Annotated in this window: 15 protein-coding genes; 4 read left to right on the top strand and 11 right to left on the bottom strand. The window is 71.8% G+C overall.

Annotation, left to right across the window (positions count from 1 at the left end):
• Positions 1–7: 7 nt before the first annotated feature.
• A complete protein-coding gene (locus ACFYWM_RS31165; protein WP_389920847.1) occupies positions 8–754 on the bottom strand; it encodes a hypothetical protein in 747 nt (248 codons plus the stop codon).
• Positions 754–2,577 (bottom strand): extracellular solute-binding protein, encoded by a 1,824-nt coding sequence (locus ACFYWM_RS31170; protein WP_389920849.1) that lies wholly within the window; start codon positions 2,575–2,577, stop codon positions 754–756. The genes ACFYWM_RS31165 and ACFYWM_RS31170 overlap by 1 nt, the downstream gene beginning before the upstream one ends.
• Before the next feature lie 281 nt (positions 2,578–2,858).
• On the opposite strand from ACFYWM_RS31170, the gene ACFYWM_RS31175 reads away from it, so the two are divergent.
• A complete protein-coding gene (locus ACFYWM_RS31175) occupies positions 2,859–3,788 on the top strand; it encodes a hypothetical protein (protein WP_389920852.1) in 930 nt (309 codons plus the stop codon).
• Between the two features lie 63 nt (positions 3,789–3,851).
• Here ACFYWM_RS31175 and ribD read toward each other — a convergent pair whose 3' ends face one another.
• The 3 genes from ribD to ACFYWM_RS31190 form a co-directional block, all read right to left on the bottom strand.
• Entirely contained in the window at positions 3,852–4,760 is a 909-nt protein-coding gene (ribD, locus tag ACFYWM_RS31180) for a bifunctional diaminohydroxyphosphoribosylaminopyrimidine deaminase/5-amino-6-(5-phosphoribosylamino)uracil reductase RibD (protein ID WP_389920855.1), read from the bottom strand.
• Complete coding sequence (locus ACFYWM_RS31185) at positions 4,760–5,914, bottom strand: hypothetical protein (protein ID WP_389920857.1); 1,155 nt, start codon at positions 5,912–5,914, stop codon at positions 4,760–4,762. Before ACFYWM_RS31185 ends, ribD begins: the two co-directional genes overlap by 1 nt.
• 251 nt (positions 5,915–6,165) lie before the next feature.
• Positions 6,166–7,512 (bottom strand): M20/M25/M40 family metallo-hydrolase, encoded by a 1,347-nt coding sequence (locus tag ACFYWM_RS31190; protein ID WP_389920860.1) that lies wholly within the window; start codon positions 7,510–7,512, stop codon positions 6,166–6,168.
• 281 nt (positions 7,513–7,793) lie between these two features.
• Here ACFYWM_RS31190 and ACFYWM_RS31195 point away from each other — a divergent pair, with 281 nt between their 5' ends.
• Positions 7,794–9,188, top strand: a complete 1,395-nt coding sequence (locus ACFYWM_RS31195; protein ID WP_389920862.1) for an aspartate aminotransferase family protein — start codon at positions 7,794–7,796, stop codon at positions 9,186–9,188.
• Between the two features lie 325 nt (positions 9,189–9,513).
• The gene (ald, locus tag ACFYWM_RS31200) at positions 9,514–10,629 is read left to right on the top strand and encodes an alanine dehydrogenase (protein WP_389920864.1); all 1,116 of its coding nucleotides are present in this window, start codon (positions 9,514–9,516) and stop codon (positions 10,627–10,629) included.
• A gap of 131 nt (positions 10,630–10,760) precedes the next feature.
• Here ald and ACFYWM_RS31205 read toward each other — a convergent pair whose 3' ends face one another.
• From ACFYWM_RS31205 to ACFYWM_RS31225, 5 genes are all read right to left on the bottom strand, one after another.
• Complete coding sequence (locus ACFYWM_RS31205; protein WP_389920866.1) at positions 10,761–12,173, bottom strand: tetratricopeptide repeat protein; 1,413 nt, start codon at positions 12,171–12,173, stop codon at positions 10,761–10,763.
• Positions 12,174–12,327: 154 nt separating this feature from the next.
• Positions 12,328–13,455 carry a sulfite exporter TauE/SafE family protein gene (locus ACFYWM_RS31210; RefSeq protein WP_389920869.1) on the bottom strand — a complete coding sequence of 376 codons (1,128 nt, stop codon included), beginning with the start codon at positions 13,453–13,455 and terminating at the stop codon, positions 12,328–12,330.
• A gap of 127 nt (positions 13,456–13,582) precedes the next feature.
• Entirely contained in the window at positions 13,583–14,218 is a 636-nt protein-coding gene (locus tag ACFYWM_RS31215; RefSeq protein ID WP_389920872.1) for a Uma2 family endonuclease, read from the bottom strand.
• Between the two features lie 82 nt (positions 14,219–14,300).
• On the bottom strand, positions 14,301–14,948 hold the full coding sequence (locus tag ACFYWM_RS31220; protein WP_389920875.1) for a response regulator: 648 nt from the start codon (positions 14,946–14,948) through the stop codon (positions 14,301–14,303).
• Positions 14,945–16,072, bottom strand: a complete 1,128-nt coding sequence (locus ACFYWM_RS31225; RefSeq protein ID WP_389920878.1) for a sensor histidine kinase — start codon at positions 16,070–16,072, stop codon at positions 14,945–14,947. Before ACFYWM_RS31225 ends, ACFYWM_RS31220 begins: the two co-directional genes overlap by 4 nt.
• A gap of 130 nt (positions 16,073–16,202) precedes the next feature.
• On the opposite strand from ACFYWM_RS31225, the gene ACFYWM_RS31230 reads away from it, so the two are divergent.
• Positions 16,203–17,969 (top strand): gamma-glutamyltransferase family protein, encoded by a 1,767-nt coding sequence (locus tag ACFYWM_RS31230; RefSeq protein WP_389920881.1) that lies wholly within the window; start codon positions 16,203–16,205, stop codon positions 17,967–17,969.
• 75 nt (positions 17,970–18,044) lie between these two features.
• Here the strand turns inward: ACFYWM_RS31230 and ACFYWM_RS31235 are convergent, their stop codons facing one another.
• On the bottom strand, positions 18,045–19,502 hold the full coding sequence (locus ACFYWM_RS31235) for a flavin-containing monooxygenase (protein WP_389920883.1): 1,458 nt from the start codon (positions 19,500–19,502) through the stop codon (positions 18,045–18,047).
• Positions 19,503–19,646 lie beyond the last annotated feature (144 nt).

Below are 19,646 nucleotides of genomic sequence, written 5' to 3' on the forward strand. Positions count from 1 at the left end.
GGGCTCCCTATCCATCCAGCGCGTCGCGCGTGATCTGCTCGGTCTCGTGAAGGCCCTGACGGACTCCTTCGAGGGTGTCGGCGAGCTCGTCCAGCACCCGGAGCGGCTCCAGCGGGCCGTTCGCCGACACCGCCGACAGCTCCACCAGGCGGGCGAGGAGCCCTTCGATGCCGATGGCGCTCGACTCCATCCGGGCGAGCACCCGTTCCCGGGTAGCGGTGAGCCGCTCGACCACCGCCCGCTGGGAGGCGAGCGAGGCGAGGGCGCGGTCGATGTCCCGGGTCAGGCCCTGCCCCGCCCGCTCGCGGGCCCGCGCCAGCCTGGCCTGCTCGCGCCCGAGAGCGTCGAGGTCGAACCTGGCCAGCGCGACGCCGGTGAGCGAGGCCTGCTCGGCCAGCCGCCGCAGCGTGGCCGTCGAGTCGTCGATCCGGGGCCGCATCAGCGCGATCCGCCCGGCCAGCGGGCCGTGCTCCAGCGGGCCGCGCTCCATCGAGGCGCTCAGCTCGCCGAAGCCGTACGCGGCCGATCCGGCCCGTTCCAGCCAGTACTCCTCCGGGCTGCCGGGGGTGACCGCGAGCCCGTCGCCGCGCTCGCGGTCCTGCAGGGTCGCGACGCCCGCCCTGGACAGCCAGACGACCACGCCCACGAACACGGCGGCGGCCGGGTGCACGCTGACGGCCCACGCGGCGCCGCCCGCGGTCGCCCCCAGCAGCAGGCCCCACGGTTCCCTGAGCTCGTCGGCGAGGCGTGCCATCAGAAGTTGGACACCACCGCGGTGAACACCCGGTCGATGCTGCCGGATTCGCGGGAGTCGTACGCGGCGGCGGTGGTCGCCTCGGAGATCTGCTTGAGCACGCCGAGATCGGCGTCCTGGCCGTAGGCGATCGTGAACATCCGCACCGTCTCCTGGCCAGGTTCGGTACGCAGGTCGGGCAGCAGGTTCTCCAGGGAGAGGCTGTCGGGGTCCTCGTTCTTGCCGTCGGTCAGGAAGACCACCGCGTTGATCGCGTCACCGCCGCCCAGCTTCCGCACCTGCTCGTGGGCCGCGAGCGCGGTGTCGTACAGGCCGGTGCCGCCGTCGGGGGTGAGGCCGTCGAGCCTGGCGCGCAGTCTCTCGCGCTGGGCGGCGTCGACGGTGGCGAGCGGGGCCAGCTCCAGGTGGTCCTTCGCGCCGTCGCGCTGGGTGGAGAACATCCACAGTCCCACCTTGTCGTGCGGGCCGAACTGGGGCAGCGCGTTGATCGCGGCCTGCTTGGCCAGGTCGAGCTTGCTCTTGCCGGTGCCGGGCACGGAGGCGCCCATCGAGCCCGAGACGTCCATGACCAGCAGGACGTTCGCGGGTTTGCGCAGGTCGGCCCAGCCGGTGAGCATCTTGTCGAGCACGTTCGGGGCGGGCGGGCTCAGCGTCGTCCTCGGCTCGGCCGGCAGCAGCCCGTTCGCCTGGGTGATCAGCTTTCCCGCCCTGCCGTCGTGCGAGCGGAAGGCGAACTCGGCGAACCTGGCCTGCTGCGCCGGAGCCTGGAGGTGCGCCAGGAAGTCGGCCGCGACCGCGCGCTTGGCGTCGTCGACCCACGGGGCGTCCAGCACCGCGTACGGGTTGTCGGACATGAGCGTGCCCTCCTTGGGATAGATCGCCGCCAGCGGCACCTTGGGCCTGGCGTGCTTGCCCAGCGTGGCGGGGTCACCGGTCGGGTTGCCCTGGTTGTAGTCCCAGACCGACTTCTCCTCCACGGCCACCGCGGAGATGTAGCTCAGGCCCGCGCCCGCGTCGTCGGCCCGCTGGAGGTTCGACAGGAACGTCAGCGTCGTGTCGCCGTAGTGCACGATCGAGCGTTCCACGTCCCGTACGAAGTCCCTGGCCTTCGCGTCGGCCACGTTCTTCTCCGACAGGTCGCCGGACAGGCCGGTCGCCGCGAAGTAGGCGCCGACGGTGGCGTTCAGGCCGCTGGTGGAGAAGTTGGGGTTGGTCTTGCCGAGCTTGAAACGCCCCCATTCGGGGTGGCCGTACTTCGCCCACGAACCGGCCGACACGGCGAGCAGGTCGGACCAGCCGAGCTTCTTGCCCGGCCACCCCAGCGCCTGGGCCATCGGCAGGGGCATCGCGACGACCAGCGGCGTCTTGGCGATCGACGGGTTGTCGGCGGCGACCAGGGAGGCGGAGTCGTTCGCCGCGGCGCGCTGCTGGAGCAGGGTGATCCAGCCGCTGCTGGCGGGCGACCACACGTCGGGGCGGGGGCCGTCCTGGCGCTCGTCCCAGCCCCTGGCCAGCGCCTGCATGGCGCCGCCGCTCGCCTTGGTCTCGACGACGACGTCGGCGCAGTGCCCGCCCACCGACCTGCCGTTGTAGCCGGAGGCGATCGTCCTGAGCAGCTCGGCCTTCTCCGACGAGGCGGCGACGGTCAGGGTGACGCCCTTCTCGCAGACCTTGGACTGTTCGTCGACTTCTTGCGCGGCCCCTGTTCCGGGCTCGTTCGCGCCGACGAGGATCCGCAGGGCGACGATCAGGGCTCCGGCGAGAATGACGGCGACGATGAACGGGGCGAAGTTCCTCGGCCGACGCTGTGGTTGCTGATACAACCCTGCCTCCCGGGGGGATGTCTGTACTTATCCGACGAACGAATCGCCCCGAGAGTTCTCCGCGACCGGAGTTCGTCGCGGACACCGGAATCGGTGTGCTTCCGGCACCGGAAACCGGTGAGGGCGCGGGGGACCGGTGAGGGCCCGGAGCACGCCGGGGCCGGATGGGCCAGAGCACGCCGGGACCGCATGAGTACGGGCGTACTCATGCGCGGCCTGGTGCCCCAGGACGACGCTGGAGTCCTCGAAACGGGCACCGGACGACGGAAGGGGCGGCTGGCATGAAGGAGGCGCGGAAACGGCAGGGGATCGCCGAGGTCGGCGACGAGGCGGTCGTCCAGGCCGAGACGCGGAAGGCGACCCTGGCGCGGCAGGAGATGGCCGAGGCCGGGCTGAAGGTCCAGCGGGAGCGGGCGGCGTCGAGCAAGGCCGCGCGAAGGACGATCGGGGAGACCCTCCAGCGGCTGGTCACCCAGGACGAGGCCGGACGGGAGGCGGCCCGGAGCCTCGTCGCCGCCCGCGAGGCGGCCTCGCCGGACGACTCCGCCTCCTCACCGCACGACCTCGCCTCACCGTCGGAGAGGCGACACGCGTCCTGGTCGTCGTTCGACGCGATGGCCGGCTCGGAGATCGTGCCGGGCGGGGAGACACTGGTCTTCACCGGGCAGTCGTACGGATACTGGGACATCGGAAACACGTGGGGCTCCCTCGTGTACGGCCACGAGCCGGCCGACGAGTACGCCCTCAGGGTGCAGTCCATCGACGGGGAACCCGACTACGCCTACGGGGCGTACGGCTTCAACCTCGTCCTCCAGGCGCCGACCGCCACCACGGTCGAGGTGCGGCCCTTCATGAGGTACGAGTACCAGACCCGGCTGGAGGGGCCGACGAGTTTCTGGGGCGACGGGGAGGCGTGGTTCCGCTGGGGGCTGGAGATGGGGGTCTGGCAGGACGGGAACCCGGTCGTCGGCTTCTCCACCACGCAGATCGCCAACGGGAGCATCAGCGGCGGGGCCCCCATCGAGAGCTGGGACGGGGGCTACGCGCCCTCCGACCTCAAGGTGGGCTTCCTGATGGAGGCCGGCCGTCCCTACACGGTCACGATCGGCGCCTGGGCGAACTGCGACTCCTGGTGCAGTCCGGGAGCCTGCGGCAAGGTGAGCGTCGACATGTGGCTCAAGCTGCCCCTGGTCTTCGTCGACCCGGTGTGAGCCGGGCCACGCCAGAAGGACCACCGCGTGATGTGCCCCGGAGGATACGGCCGGGGTAGCACGTCACAGGTGTTCGACCGTGGTATTGAACCTAGTCGCATGTACGCGTACGTGCCCCGCCACACGCTCGATCCTGGCGATGCGGAAGTCGGCGGGAACCACCGAAGATTTCCCGCCCATCGGAACGCGGGAAGGAGACGGCTCGTCCGGGAGGTAGGCGACGACGTGATCGACGAGTCCGGCGGCGACGAACGGCCCGGCGAGATCCGGACCCACGTCGAGCAGCAGGAAGCGGATTCCGTCCGCGTACAGCGCCCGTAATGTGCTCGCCGGGTCGAGAACTGGCAGGTGCGGCGGAACGCGCAGGACGCCCGCGCCGTGAGCATCCGGTACGCCTTCCTCAAGGTGTCCGTCCACGCGGAGGACCGCATCGGCGCCAATCCTGAGCTGACCGGCGGCGGAAACCCGTTCCAGCGCGCCGGAAGTCCCGGTGTCATCGGTGACGTACGCCCACGTGACAACCGGCCTGCCCAGACGCAGCGCGCCGAGCCAGGGGCCGAGCACGAGCCGGGCCTCATCGGCCAGTACGCCGGTCTCGACATCGACTCCCGCGTTCCGCAGCGCGGTCACCCCGCCCTCGTCCCGGGACGTCGGGTCGATCAGGGCGACGACCGCGCGGGCGATCCCCGCCTCGATGAGCAACTGTCTGCACGCGGGCGCGCGTCCCACGTGGTTGCAGGGTTCCAGCGTGACGACGGCCGTACCGCCCCGGGCCGCGACACCGGCCGCGCGCAGGGCGTTCCCCTCGGCGTGCGCCTCGCCCTTGCGGCGGTGGTACCCCTCACCGACGGGGTGACCCCGCGCGTCCAGGATGACGCAGCCGACCGGTGGATTGGGGCTGGTGGTGCCCAGTCCGTGGGCTGACAGGGCGATGGCGCGCCGCATCGCCCGGATCTCGGAGGGGGAGGCCATCAGACCGCCGGATCGGCGTGCAGCGCGGCCTGGAACCTGGTGACGGCGGGAAGTGTGTGATGCGATTTCAGTGACCGGTCGACTGACTTGACCACATTCAAGATCCTAGTCGACCCGGCACTCCTGGCGATCTCCAACGCCTCCTCCGCCACGGCGACCGCCTTCTCCGGTTCGCGGGTGGCGGCGTAGGCGGCGGCCATCCCCGCCAGAGCCATGCCCCGGTCGCGGCGGTACACCGGTGGCAGCATGGGTAGGGCGGCCTCGTAGGCGGCCACGGCTCGGGACGGTTGCCTGAGCCGAAGCCAGCAGCGGGCTCGTTGGATCTCGATGTAGGCGACCGAGCAGAACGAGCCATGCCCGCCACGGGCATCGCCGTCGTCGTTGATCGCCGCCGCGTGCGATTGCGCTCTGTCCAACATCGAGTGGCAGGACGTCTCCGCACCGTCCAAGGCGTGTCCGTGGGCTTCCTGTTGAAGGATGGCGGCTCGCATGGGGGCGGGCAGCCGATCGGCCTCGCGACGGGCGGCGATCGCCAGACCGATCACTTCACCGGGATGCCGTTCGACCATCGCCTGCTGGCTCCGACGGAACATCGTCCAGGCGAGCATCAAGTGGTCATCGGCTTCGTGGGCCCAGGCCGTCGCGCGGTCGGTCCAATGGCGGGCCTGATCCAGATCTCCCGCGTCCTCGTGCAGCCATGCCGCCGATTCGGCGTACTTGGCCGCCAGCCTGAGCACGTCGAGCCGGACACTCCCGCGTGCCGCTCCCAGGAGCGATTCCAGGATGGCCAGCTGGTCATGCACGGCGATCAGAGCGTGTTGCGGCCCCAAAAGATTGTCCCGTTTGACCAGCAGGTGCCACTGATCATGGAGATGCTCCACCAACTCCGCGAACTGGTCATTGGAGAACGCCTGCACGCGGACGGTTGCCGGTCCCCGCTGCCCCGCACGGGCCGATCCGGGACTCTGTGTCCCGCCGTCGTCGAACAGGACGGTCTCCGCGATGCCGAACGCTCGCGCGAACAGCTGGGGATAGGGATCGCGCGGACGGTGCCTCCCCGACTCCCAGGTTTTGAGGCTCCGGACCAAGGACTCCCGGATGGGCAGCTGGGCACGGACACGATCGTCTGCTGCCTCGGCCAGCTGCTTGGCCATCTCCCTCTGGGACCAGCAGCGGCTACGGCGCTCGGCTCGCAGGCGGGCGGCCCAGGGTGGGACTTCGTTCACGTGGCACCTCACGGAAGTGAGGATCCGCTTGTCTCCTCCAGTTTTCACTGTCAGGGGGCGGTCACGCAGCGTTGCGACGGAAGTGTGCCGGCATTCGACCGCACACCGCCGCTTTCGCGCCCGGCGGCCCCCGCTGGTCCGGGGGCCCGCCGTGCCCGGGGACGTGCCGGGTCCGGCCGTCAGAACGCCGCGGAGCCGTACTCCTGGAGGAAGAGCGCCTCGGCGGTGGCGGTGCGGCGCAGCTCCTCGATGTTCACCCGCTCGTTGGGGGCGTGGATCGCCGCGTCGTCGTCCTCGGCGCCGAAGAGCAGGATCGTGGCGGCGGGGAACTGCCTGACGAAGGTGGAGACGAGCGGGATCGAGCCGCCGGCGCCGACGTCGCGCGGGGGACGGCCGAAGGCGCGCTCCATCGCCCGGTTCAGCGCGGAACGGGCCGCGCCGCCGGTGTCGGCCAGGTAGCCGGAGCCCATGGTGTGGTCGCTCACCTCGACCTGGACACCCCAGGGGGCGACCTGCCGCAGGAAGTCGACGACGGCCTCGACGGTGGTCTTCGGGTCGCCGGCCGGGGGCACCCGGACGGTCACCCGGGCCCTGGCGACGGCCTGGACGGCGTTGATCGCACCGGAGACCGTCGGCACGTCCAGGCCGGTGACCGTGATCGCGTACGAGGCCCACAGCCGGTCGGCCAGCGAGCCGGAGCCGATCGTGGAGACGCCGTCGAGGATGCCCGCGGTGGCGCGGAAGTCCTCCTCGGAGGGACCGGAGCCCAGGAAGCTGCCGCGCGGCAGGCCGGGGACGCGGATGTCGCCGTGGTCGTCGTGCAGGGCGGCCAGCATCCGGATCAGCGCCGCGAGGGCGTCGGGGGCGGCGCCGCCGAACGAGCCACTGTGCAGCGACTCCTTGAGGGTGCGGACCTCGACGGTGAAGGCGCCCATGCCGCGCAGCGAGGTCGTCACCGCCGGGTCGCCCACCCGGGGGTTGCCGGTGTCGGCGACCACGATCGCGTCGGCGCGGAACAGCTCGGGGTTGTGCTCGACGAAGGACTCCAGGCGCTCGCCGGCGTACTCCTCCTGGCCCTCGACGATCACCTTGACGCCGACCGGGAAGCGTCCCTGGAAGGCGCGCAGCGCCGCGACGTGGGAGATGACGCCCGACTTGTCGTCGGCCGCGCCGCGGCCGTGGATCGCGCCGTCGATCTCCGTCGGCTCGAAGGGCGGGGTGCGCCAGAGCGCGAGGTCGCCGGTGGGCTGCACGTCGTAGTGGGCGTACAGGAGCACGGTCGGCGCGCCGGGCGGGGCGGGGGCCTCGGCGTAGACCGCCGGGAAGCTGCCCTCGACGGGGATCTGCTGGACGCGCGGCAGGCCGGTGCTCCGCAGCAGCTCCTCGGTCACCGCGGCGGCCGCGTGCACGGGCTCCTCGGGATGGCCGGGGAAGGCCACCGAGGGGATGGCGACGAGCCTTTTGAGGTCCGCCACCGCCTGGGGCATACCGGCGGTGACGGCGTTCTCGATCTCGTCAGGAGTCACGACTTTCCCCCGCATCTCAATATCTGGTGCGTCCTATTGGATCACAACCGCAGGTACGGCCGCTCTCGCGCACGGTTCCGGCACATCAGGGTTCCGCCAAGTGGAACCGGGGTTTGGGCAATGATCCGGCGCTCTTCTCGGCTGATCGCGGATTTCGTCGTTGTTGCATGTGGGTTTTGCGGATTCCGAGGTTCTCGTACTTTAATGCCACGTTTTCACTTGGCAAGAGCTGTTCTGGCAGGCAGACTGTTGGAAGCTCAGCTCAACGAGGGAAGATCGTGATGACGCACCCTGAAAACACCGACGTGACCTCGCTCATGAAGGCCGCGCAGGACAACCTGTGGATGCACTTCACCCGGCACAGCTCGTACGAGGGCGCCGAGGTGCCGATCATCGTGCGGGGTGAGGGCTCCTACATCTACGACGTGCACGGCAAGCGCTACCTCGACGGCCTCGCCGGGCTCTTCGTGGTCCAGGCGGGTCACGGCCGCAGCGAGCTGGCCGAGGCCGCCGCCAAGCAGGCCCAGGAGCTGGCGTTCTTCCCGCTGTGGTCGTACGCGCACCCCAAGGCCGTCGAGCTGGCCCAGCGTCTCGCCGCCGAGACCCCCGGCGACCTCAACCGCGTCTTCTTCACCACCGGCGGCGGCGAGGCCGTCGAGAGCGCGTGGAAGCTCGCCAAGCAGTACTTCAAGATCACTGGCAAGCCGCTCAAGCACAAGGTCATCAGCCGCCAGATCGCCTACCACGGCACCCCGCAGGGCGCCCTGTCGATCACCGGCATCCCGGCCTTCAAGCAGATGTTCGAGCCGCTGGTCCCGGGTTCCGTCAGGGTGCCCAACACCAACCACTACCGCGCCGACGAGATCACCGGCGTACCGGGCATGACGCCCGAGCAGTACGGCTACTGGGCCGCCGAGCGCGTCGCCCGCGCCATCGAGATGGAGGGCCCCGACACCGTGGCCGCCGTCTTCGTCGAGCCGGTGCAGAACGCGGGCGGCTGCTTCCCGCCGCCCCCCGGATACTTCAAGCGCCTGCGCGAGATCTGCGACGAGTACGACGTCCTGCTCGTCTCGGACGAGGTCATCTGCGCCTTCGGCCGCCTCGGCACCATGTTCGGCGGGCAGAAGTTCGACTACGTCCCCGACATCATCACCTGCGCCAAGGGCATGACCAGCGGCTACTCGCCGATCGGGGCCATGATCGCCTCCGAGCGCCTCTTCGAGCCGTTCAAGAACGGCACCGAGATGTTCGCCCACGGCTACACCTTCGGCGGCCACCCGGTGTCCTCGGCCGTCGCGCTGGCCAACCTCGACCTGTTCGAGCGGGAGGACCTGCTCGGCCACGTCACCCGCAACGAGCCGGTCTTCCGCTCCACCCTGGAGAAGCTCCGCGACCTGCCCATCGTCGGCGACGTGCGCGGCTCCGGCTACTTCTGGGGCATCGAGCTCGTCAAGGACAAGGCCACCAAGGAGACCTTCGACACGGAGGAGTCCGAGCGCCTCATCAGGAACTTCCTCTCCGGCGCTCTTTACGAGGCGGGCCTGTACTGCCGCGCCGACGACCGGGGCGACCCGGTCATCCAGCTCGCCCCGCCGCTCATCTGCGGTCCCAAGGAGTTCGACGAGATCGAGTCCATCCTCCGCTCGGTGTTGACGGAGGCATGGAGCCGCCTCTGAGCGCGCACGGCCGCGCCCCCTCCGGACCGCCACGGGCGGCCCGGAGAGGCGCGTCGTACTCACCGGCGGTCGCGTCGGTCCGGAGAGACGTGTCGTACTCACCGGCGGTCGCGTCGGTCCGGAGAGACGTGTCCTACCCACCGGCGGTCGCGTCGGTCCGGTCCTCCCGCCCCCGTGCCGCCGTTCGCGGGCCCGGCGGGACGCCGCACTCCTCGCCGTACCCCCGCCGCGTGCCCGCTCGGCGCCAGGTCCGCCGGAGTGGGCGCGCACCGCACCCACAGAAGCCTCGCTGTGCCACTCCGTCGAAACAACGAAAGGAAATCCCATGAAGATCGGCGTGCCTGCCGAGGTCAAGAACCACGAGTACCGCGTCGCCGCGACCCCGGCCGGCGTGCACGAGCTCGTCCGTCACGGCCACGACGTCTACGTCCAGCGTGACGCGGGCCTCGGCTCGCACCTCACCGACGAGGAGTACCTCTTCGCCGGGGCCAAGATCCTCGACAGCGCCGACGAGGTGTGGGACCAGGCCGAGATGATCCTCAAGGTGAAGGAGCCCATCGCGGAGGAGTACCACCGCATGCGCCCCGGCCAGGTGCTCTTCACCTACCTGCACCTCGCGGCCGGCCGCGAGTGCACCGCCGCCCTCCTCGACCGTCAGGTCACCGGCATCGCGTACGAGACCGTCCAGGTCGGCAACACCCTGCCGCTGCTCGCCCCGATGTCCGAGGTCGCGGGCCGGCTGGCCCCGCAGGTCGGCGCCTACAACCTCATGCGCTTCAACGGCGGGCGCGGCGTGCTGCCCGGCGGCGTGCCCGGCGTGGCCCCCGCCAAGGTCGTCGTCATCGGCGCGGGCGTCTCCGGGCTCAACGCCGCGCAGATCGCGGTCGGCATGGGCGCGGACGTCACCGTCCTCGACCTCAACATCGACCGCCTGCGCTTCGTCGACGCCATCTACCAGGGCCGTCTCAAGACCCTCGTCTCGACCTCGTACGCGATCGAGAAGGAGGTCCTGGAGGCCGACCTGGTCATCGGCGCCGTGCTGATCCCCGGGGCCAAGGCCCCGACCCTGGTCTCCAACGAGCTGGTCTCCCGGATGAAGCCGGGCTCCGTGCTCGTCGACATCGCCATCGACCAGGGCGGCTGCTTCGAGGACTCCCGTCCGACCACGCACGCCGAGCCGACCTACCAGGTCCACAACTCGATCTTCTACTGCGTGGCCAACATGCCCGGGTCCGTCGCCAACACCTCCACCTACGCGCTGACCAACGCCACGCTGCCCTACGCGGTCAAGCTGGCCGGTCTCGGCTGGAAGGCCGCCCTCCAGGGGGACGCCTCCCTCGCGCTGGGCCTCAACACCCACGCGGGACGGCTCACCAACGAGCAGGTCGCCATCGCCCTCGACCTGCCGTACGTGCCGGTCTCCGAGGTCATCGCGGCCTGAGCCGTCTGAGCCGTCTGAACCGCCTGAACCGTCCGACCACTTGGGCCGTCCGACCGCCTGAGCGGGGATCCGCGGCCCCGTGCCTCACCGGCGCGGGGCCGCGGACGGTTTCCGGCGGCGGGCGGCGCCGGTCACGGCGACAGGCCGGAACGCAGGGCGCGGGCGGTGACCAGGACGTGCTCGATCTCCACCGGGGTCGGCCAGGGGGCGCCGCCGGGACGCAACAGCGTGGCCCGTACGGACGCCAGGTGCTCGATCGCGCCCGACGGCAGCCCGCTCCGCTCGGTCAGCCACGCGGTGACGTCGGTGTGGTCGCGCAGCGGCCGGGTGACGAGATCCCAGGTGCCGAGGATCTCGGTCAGGTCGGCGATCCTCAGGGGCGCGCCACCTCGCCGGGCGACGGCGGCCACCGCCAGCTCGGCGCGGGCGACGAGCTCGGGCTCGGTGGTCCGGCCCCACGGGGGAGAGGGGGGGTCGGCGAGCCACCGCTCCGCCTCGCGGGAGAAGCCCGCCGCCGACAGCAGCGCGGCGAGCTCGACCGCGGCCCGGTGGTGCCCGGCCTGTGCCGCCTGGCGGAACCAGTGCTGCCCGCCCTGCAGGTCGCTGTGCTCGGCGATGAGCAGCAGGCCGAAATTGAAGGCGGCCTCCGGGTCGCCGCCCGCCGCGGCCCGGCCGAACCAGTGGCCGGCCCCCCGCGCGTCGCTCATCTCCACGCACACGAACCCGGCCGTCCGCTGGTCGTCGATCCTGCCGGTGCAGGCGGCCCGCTCGAACCAGGCGCGCGCGGTGCGCAGGTCGCCGAGGGAGAGCGCGATCCCGCCGAGCTGGGACGCGGCGCCGGGGTGCTCGTTCCTGGCGGCCAGGCGGAAGAACGCCTCCGCCCCCTCGGGATCCCGGTTGGCCTGCAGGAACAGCCCCAGATGGTAGGCCGCGTCGGCATGGCCGCCACGGGCGGCCAGCTCCCACCAGCGCAACGTCTCGTCCTCCTCGCCGGAGGCGTAGGCGAGGAATCCGAGGTCGTGGGCCGAGGCCAGGTCGCCGTCCGTCGCGGCCCTGCGGTGCCACTCCCCGGCGGCCTTCGCCTCGCCGTTGTCCTCGCAGAGCAGCGCGAGCCGCCTGGTCGCCGCGCGGGAGCCCGCCCTGGCCGCCGTCTCGAACCACCGCCGGGCGGCGGGGACGTCGCCGTGCTGGTCCAGCAGGAGGGTCGCCAGGTTCACCGCGGCCTCGACGTCCCCGGCGTTCGCCGCCAGCTCATACCACCTCGCGGCCTCGGCGGGGGTGCCGTGCTTCTCGTGCCAGACGCCCAGGTTGTAGGCGCTGTCGAGGTTTCCCGCCGCCGCCGCGCGCTCCCACCAGTGCCGTGCCGCCGAGCGGTCGCCCCGCTGCGCGAAGTGGCGGCCCAGCTGGTGGGCGGCCTGGACGTCACCGCCGTGCGCGGCGAGCAGCAGCGTCGTCTCGCCGTCCGTGTCGTTCTCGTGCTCGGTGCTCCGGGGAGTGGGCACCAGCCCCGCGGTCGCCTCCGGGTCCTCAGGCCACCACCCCATGTCACCCTCCTCGCCGACGTCGCGCAGCCGACGGATCACAGGGTTTCATGTAACCGCTCGGTGTCGGAGGGTAATCATAACTTCCGTCCTCCGGTACGGCCGCCGATCCGCCTCCCATGTCCGGGCCGATCTCCCGGTGCCCGGCCCCCGGCGCTCAGACGAAGCGCACGAACCCCACGTACATGCCCATCGAGCAGGCGTAACGCAGGGAGCCCGCCTCTCGCGCGCCCAGCCGTACGGTGGCGGGCAGCGTCACGTCGCGGCCGTCGATCGTGACCGTCCGCGTGCAGCCGGGGACGCCCTCGAGGCGGAAGACGAGTTCGGTGGGAACCCCCGCGCGGACGGTCACCACGCCCGGCCGGTAACCGTGGTCGGTGGCCCGCACCTCGATCCGCTGGACGCCGCCGGAGCGTACGGCCGCTCCCGCCGGGCCGGCCGCTCCTGCCGGGCCAGTCGTTCCCGTGAGACCGGCCGCTCCCGCGGGGCCGGTCGCTTCGGTGAGATCGGCCGCGGCCATCGCCGGGCCGCCGGATCCGGGGAGCCATCCCCCGAGACTCAGCCCCGAGGAGATCGTCCACAGGCCCGTCGCCAGCGCGACGACCCCCGCCAGCGCCGCCAGCCTGGTCGTCGCGGCCCGCCGCAGGGCCAGCCCCAGCAGGGCGAACACGGGAGCCGTCCCCACCACGAACCCCGCCATCACCGCGGCCCCGCCCAGCGCCGACCCGCTGGAGACCGCGACCATCTCGGTGCTGAGCGTCACCCCGCACGGCAGCAGGATCGTCGCGGCACCGAGCGCCAGCGCCCTGGGCACGGGAGCGGCGATCCCGGACAGGCCGCCGCGCGGGGACGCGCGCCCGCTCGACGGGGTGTCCGGACGGCATCCGTCCTCCGGCCCGCGGCCGAACATGCGGAGCCCGAAGAACACGACCGCGATCCCGGCCACGACGAGCAGCGCCGCCCTGGCCTGGGGACCCAGCCGCACCGCGGACCCGGCCAGCCCGAGCAGGGCCCCGGCCGCCAGGTGGGAGGCGAGGCGCCCGGCGAGGAACAGCGCGACGACAGTGGAACCCGAAGGGCCCGCCCCGGTCCCGCTGGTCCTGTCGCGCCCACCGCAGCGGGGCGAGCGGCCGCGGGAGGTGAGGCCGGTGAGCAGGCCGCCCTGCACGGCCGCGCACGAGGCCGTACCCGCGACCAGTCCCGCGGCGAGCCCCCCGGCGAACAGCGCGGCCGGTCCCGCGCTCAGCGGACGTCCCCGGTGACCATCCAGATCCCCACGGACCAAACGTAAGCTCGCCGAAGGGGGACTGAAGGTGACATTTCCTTACCGAGCGCTCACGCTGTCCTTACCGGATGTCCAGCTGTCCCGGCGGGTTCGCGCCCGGGCTGCACGCCACCTCGCCCCTCACCCGCTACGGCGTGGTCCGGGTGTCCGTGAAGATCGAGGTGTCGAGGGTGAAGTCGATCGGCTCGGGGAGGTGGAGGGACGAACCCATCTCGACCCGGGTGGAGGTCCGGTAATCGCCCTCCTTGGGGTCGCTGAGAACCGTCACGGTGGCGGGCGCGGCCACGGGATCGACGAGGAGCATCACGGGGACCCCGCCGGAGGCGTAGATGGCGGGCTTGCGGTCGCGGTCGTCGACGGTGCTGCCCGGGGACACGATCTCGGCGACCATGAGGAGACCGGAGGAGAGCAGCTCGCGGGTGCCCCGGCGAGGGCAGCTGGCGAGCGCCAGGACGAAGTCGGGAACGACCGAATCGTGGGAGCCGTCGACGCGGACCGCGACGTTGCTCGTGTACGCGTTCAGGTCGCCGTCCGCGATCGGATGATGGAGTTCGGAGAAGAGGCGCATCGCCGTTCGGGCGTGTTCCGGGGTGCCCAGCGGGCTCACCACCAACCTTTCGCCGATCACCTCGGCTCGCAGTCCCGGAAGGGACGGGAGGGCGTCGAAGAGTTCGCGTGGCGTGTGCGGCAGACGACGGGACGCGGTTGCGGGGGAGGGCCTCAGATCCGCGTGGCGCGGCCGTGGTGCTGTCTCCATGGTCATGTGCCTCTCCGTTCCGGCTTGAACACGGTGAGTATTCCAGGGGGGAAGTGAGGCGCGGGGTTCTCGCGGAAGGGCGGCGGGGTCAGATCCAGCCGGGGCGGACGAGGCCGGATTCGTAGGCGATGACGACCAGCTGGGCGCGGTCGCGGGCGTGGAGTTTGGTCATGGTCCGGCTGACGTGGGTCTTGGCGGTGGCGGGGCTCATGAAGAGCGCGCCCGCGATCTCGTCGTTGGTCATGCCGGTGCCGACCAGGGTGAGGACCTCGCGCTCGCGGTCGGTGAGCAGGCCGAGGTCGCGGGTGTGGCGCGGCTCCTTGGCGCGGCTCGCGTACTCGGAGATCAGGCGGCGGGTCACGCCGGGGGAGAGCAGGGCGTCGCCCCCGGCGACCACCCGGACGGCCTGGATGAGCTCGGCCGGTTCGGTGTCCTTGACCAGGAAGCCGCTGGCGCCGCCGCGCAGGGCCTCGAAGACGTACTCGTCCAGCTCGAAGGTCGTCAGGATGATGATCCTCGGCCCGGGGGGCATCTCGCGGGTGGCGGTCAGCCCGTCCATGCCGGGCATGCGGATGTCCATCAGGACCACGTCCGGCTCGTGCTCGGCGGCCAGCCGCAGGGCCTGCGCCCCGTCGGCGGCCTCGCCCACCACGGTCATCCCCGGCTGCGCGTCCAGCAGGGCACGGAACCCGGCCCTGACGAGGGCCTGGTCGTCGGCGAGGACAATCCTGATCATCGGGGTTCCTCCGGGATCGGCAGCCGGGCCTCGACGCGGAAGCCCCGGCCGTGGTGGGCGGCGGTCAGCGTTCCCCCCAGGGCCGCAGCCCGCTCCCGCATGCCCGGGACGCCGTTCCCGCCGCCCAGGCTCTCCCCGGGGGCGTCGCCCCCGGAGTCGGTGACCTGGACGGTCAGCGCGTGGGGCTCGTAGCCGAGCACGACCGTGACCGACGCGCCGGGGGCGTGCCGGGTGACGTTGGTGAGGGCCTCCTGCACGATGCGGTACCCGGCCCGGTCGACGCCGGGAGGCAGCGGCCCCGCCTCGCCGACGATCTCCTTGGTGACCGGCAGCCCGCTGCGCTCGATGAGCTCGTCGAGCCGGTCCAGCCCGGCGGTGGGGGAGCGGGGCGCGCCGTCGCGCAGGACGTTGAGCACCGACCGCATCTCGGTCAGCACGTCCTTGGACGCCTGCTTGATCGTGGTGAGCGCGGTCCGCGCCTGCTCGGGGTGGTCGTCGATGAGGTGCAGCGCCGTGGACGCCTGCACGTGGATGAGGGAGATGTTGTGCGCGAGCACGTCGTGCAGCTCCTGGGCCATGGTCAGCCGCTCCTCGCTGGCCTGCCGCCGCACCTCCTCCTCCTTGCCCCGTTCGCGCTCGGCCTGCCGCTCCCTCCTGGCCCGCGAGAACTCCGCCACCACCAGGATCAGGCCCATCAGCGCGGCCAGTGCGAGGTCGTGGAACCACCCGGCCGTCCGGACGGGGGCGAACCAGGACGTGTAGACCACGAAGAACACGTAGGCCAGGCCCCATATCGACCAGGCCACCCGCCGGTGGCCGCCCGCCACGGCGGTGTGGAGCGCGACGATCGGGCTGAGGAAGACCGGGCCGTAGGGGTGGCCAAGGGCGATGAAGACCACGGTCGAGCCCGCCGCGACCGCCAGGCAGAGCACAGGGTGGCGGCGGCGTACGATCAGAGCCAGGGGTCCGGCCAGCAGGAGCGCGCAGCCCAGAAGGTCGAGCGGGACCCTGAGCATGCCGGGGTCGTGGACCTGCCACCACTGCACGCCGCGGGTGCCCACGCCCTGGAAGACCCCCGCGAACAGCGGGAGCAGGACCTCGGCCCAGCGGGGTTTGGCGTGCACGTTCAGCACTGTACGTGCGCCCGCCGCAGAAGCGCGTCCGTCTCGTGAGGCATGTGGTACTACATCCCCCGCGGTAGGGAAAGGGCTGACAAGGCTCACGGGCTGAGTCAAGCTGTCTGCGGGAGGTCTCATGATCAATCGTCGATTCGCCACCCCCCTGGCGGGGATCCTGGTGGGAAGTTCCTTACTGCTCGTCCAACCCGCCGCCGCATCTCCGCAGGCGTCACAGGCGTGGCCGGGGGCGGAGAAGAAACCCGTCGCGGAGGGGTACGGGGGCGCGGTCTCGACCGTCGACCTCGACGCCAGCGAGGCCGCGCTGGGCGTGCTGCGCCAGGGCGGCAACGCCGTCGACGCGGCGGTCGCCGCCGCGGCCGTCCTGGGCGTGACCGAGCCCTACTCGGCCGGGCTGGCCGGGGGCGGGTTCATCGTCTACTACGACGCGCGCCGCAAGAAGGTCCACACGATCGACGGCCGGGAGACCGCGCCGAAGGCGATGGGGCCGTCCTCGCTGGAGGGCATCCCGTTCGAGGAGGCCGTGACCAGCGGGCTGTCCGCGGGGGTGCCCGGCAGCGTGGCCCAGTGGGAGCTGGCGCTGCGCAGGTTCGGCACGCTCTCGCTGCGCCAGGCGCTCAGGCCCGCGGTCGAGGTCGCCTCCAAGGGGTTCAAGGTCGACCAGACCTTCTACGACCAGACCGCCGCCAACGCCGCCCGTTTCAAGGACTTCACCTCCACCGCCAAGCTCTACCTGCCGGGCGGTGCCCCGCCGCCGGTCGGCTCCACCTTCCGCAACCCCGAGCTGGCCGACACCTACCGCAGGCTCGGCAGGCAGGGAGGCGAGTGGCTGTACGGCGGCTCCCTCGGCGCCGAGATCGTGGCCACCGTCAAGAAGCCGCCGGTCACCCCGGGCTCCACCCGCAACGTACGGCCCGGCCTGATGGAACTGCCCGACCTGAAGGCCTACCGGGCGCTCGAACGGCCGCCCACGAAGGTGACGTACAAGGGCATGGACGTGTACGGCATGGCGCCGCCGTCCTCGGGGGGATCGACGGTCGGCGAGGCGCTCAACATCCTTGAGGCCCTGCCGAAGGTCGGCGAGCACGAGTACCTGGAGGCGTCCAGGCTCTCCTTCGCCGACCGGGGCAGGTACGTGGGCGACATCCCGGGCGTCCCGCTCAAGGAGCTGCTGTCCGACGGGTTCGCCAAGGAGCGCGCCTGCCTGATCGGGGAGCGGGCGCTGACGAGCCCGGCCGCGCCGGGCAACCCCGACGGGACGTACGGGCCGTGCGCGCCCGCGCCCCCGGCGGAGGCCACCCCTTCGGCTCCCGAGGGGCCGGAGACGACCCACCTGGTGGTCACGGACCGGTGGGGCAACGTGGTCGCCTACAACATCACCATCGAGTCGACCGGCGGCAACGGCATCGTCGTCCCCGGCCGGGGCTTCCTGCTCAACAACGAGCTGACCGACTTCACCTTCGGCCCGGCTCCCGGCGACCCGAACCTGCCCGCGCCGGGCAAGCGGCCCCGCTCCTCGATGGCGCCGACGATCGTCCTGGACGACGGCAGGCCGCTGCTCGCGCTGGGTTCCCCCGGCGGCTCGACGATCATCACCACCGTGCTGCAGATCCTGGTCAACCGCTGGGACCTCGGCATGTCGCTCCCCGAGGCGCTCGCCGCGCCCCGGGCCACCCAGCGCAACACCGCCCAGACCCAGGCCGAGCAGGGCTTCATCGACCGCTACGGCGCCGAGCTCACCGCGCGGGGCCACAGCCTCGTGCTGAACCCCGAGATCGGCGCGGCCACGGCGGTCGAGTTCCTGCGGAACGGGAGGCTCCAGGCGGTGGCGGAGCCGACCCGCCGCGGCGGCGGCAGCGCGCTGGTGGTGAGCGGGCGCAGATAGTGCCTGACGGTACGTGCGGGTGCCGGCCCCGGTGGCGCGGTTTCGATCGCGCCGCCGGGGCGCCGGCGGGGGCTGTCAGGGGATCAGCTCGTAGGCCGCGCGGTTCGGCGTGCGGGTGCGTGCCCAGTACTCGAAGGTGAAGCCCGGCCAGAGGGTCCTGTTGGCGCCGTGCTCGTCGAGGTACCAGCTGCCGCAGCCGCCGGTGTTCCAGACGCGGCGGTTCAGGCGGCTCTGGAGGCGGTCGTTGTGGGCGCGCTGCGCCTCGGGGCGGACGTCCAGGGCCCTCGCCCTCGTCCTGGACAGCAGGCGCAGGCAGTCGAGGACGTACCGGACCTGGGATTCGATCATGAAGACGACCGAGTTGTGGCCCAGGCCGGTGTTCGGGCCGAGCAGGAGGAACAGGTTCGGGAACCCGGCGACGGTGATGCCGTAGTAGGCCCGTACGCCGTCCTGCCAGGCGTCCTGGATCCTCCTGCCGTTCCTGCCGACGATCCGCCGCTCGTTCAGCGCGGAGGTGGTCCTGAAGCCGGTGCCGTAGACGAGCACGTCGATCTCGGTCTCCCTGCCGGTGGAGTCGACGATCGAGCTCTCCCTGATCTCGCGCACTCCGTCGGTGATCACCTCGACGTTGTCCCTGCCCAGTGCCGGGTAGTAGTCGCTGGAGATCAGGACGCGCTTGCAGCCGATCGTGTAGTCCGGGGTGAGCTTGGCGCGCAGCACCGGGTCGGGGACCTGGGCTGCCAGGTGGCGCAGGGCCGCCTTCCGGTGGGCCCCCATCAGGCGCGGGTCGACGACGAAGCCCAGCGCGCGACCCTCCAGCGCCCAGTAGATCGCGTTGCGCAGCGCGCGGGTGGCGCCGGGCAGGCCGAGGAGCCGCCTCGCCCGGGAGGAGAAGGGGAAGTCGGGCCTGGGATGGATCCAGGGAGGCGTGCGCTGGAAGAGGTGAAGGCGGGAGACCTGTCCGGCGATCCTCGGGACGAACTGGACCGCCGACGCGCCGGTGCCGATGACCGCGACCCGCTTGCCGGTGAGGTCCACCGAGTGGTCCCACTCGGCCGAGTGGAAGGACGGGCCCCCGAAGCTCTCGCGGCCGGGGATCGCGGGCAGCGACGGCACGTGCAGCGCGCCGGTGCCCGAGACCACGGCGTTGGTGGTGAGGATCTCGCCCCCGGCGACCTCCACCCGCCAGGCGCGCGCCGCGTCGTCGTACTCCAGCCCCACGACCTCCGCGCCGAAGCGCAGGTGGGGGGCGAGGCCGTACTTCCCGACGCAGGCCCGCAGGTAGTCCTGGATCTCGGCCTGAGGGGAGAACATCCGCGACCAGCCGGGGTTGAGCTCGTACGAGAAGGAGTACAGGTGCGAGGGGACGTCGGAGGCGCAGCCGGGGTAGGTGTTGTCGCGCCAGGTCCCGCCCAGGTCGCCGGCCTTCTCCAGGATGACGAAGTCGTGGTAGCCGGCTTCCTTGAGCTTGATCGCCATGCCCAGCCCGGCGAAGCCGGAGCCGATGATCGTGATCCCGGGGTGCGTGCTCATCGGGCCTCCTCGCTCCCCGCCGCCGGTGTCTCCCGCGTGGCGCGGGCTTCGCGTCGGTCCCGGCCGTGGCGATGAGAGCGTCATCGTATTCGTTTCTATTGGATTATTGGTCCAATGTAATGAGCGGGGAGGGGGGCGTCCATC

The sequence above is a fragment of the Streptosporangium sp. NPDC002721 genome, from assembly GCF_042888905.1.
Lineage (GTDB): Bacteria > Actinomycetota > Actinomycetes > Streptosporangiales > Streptosporangiaceae > Streptosporangium.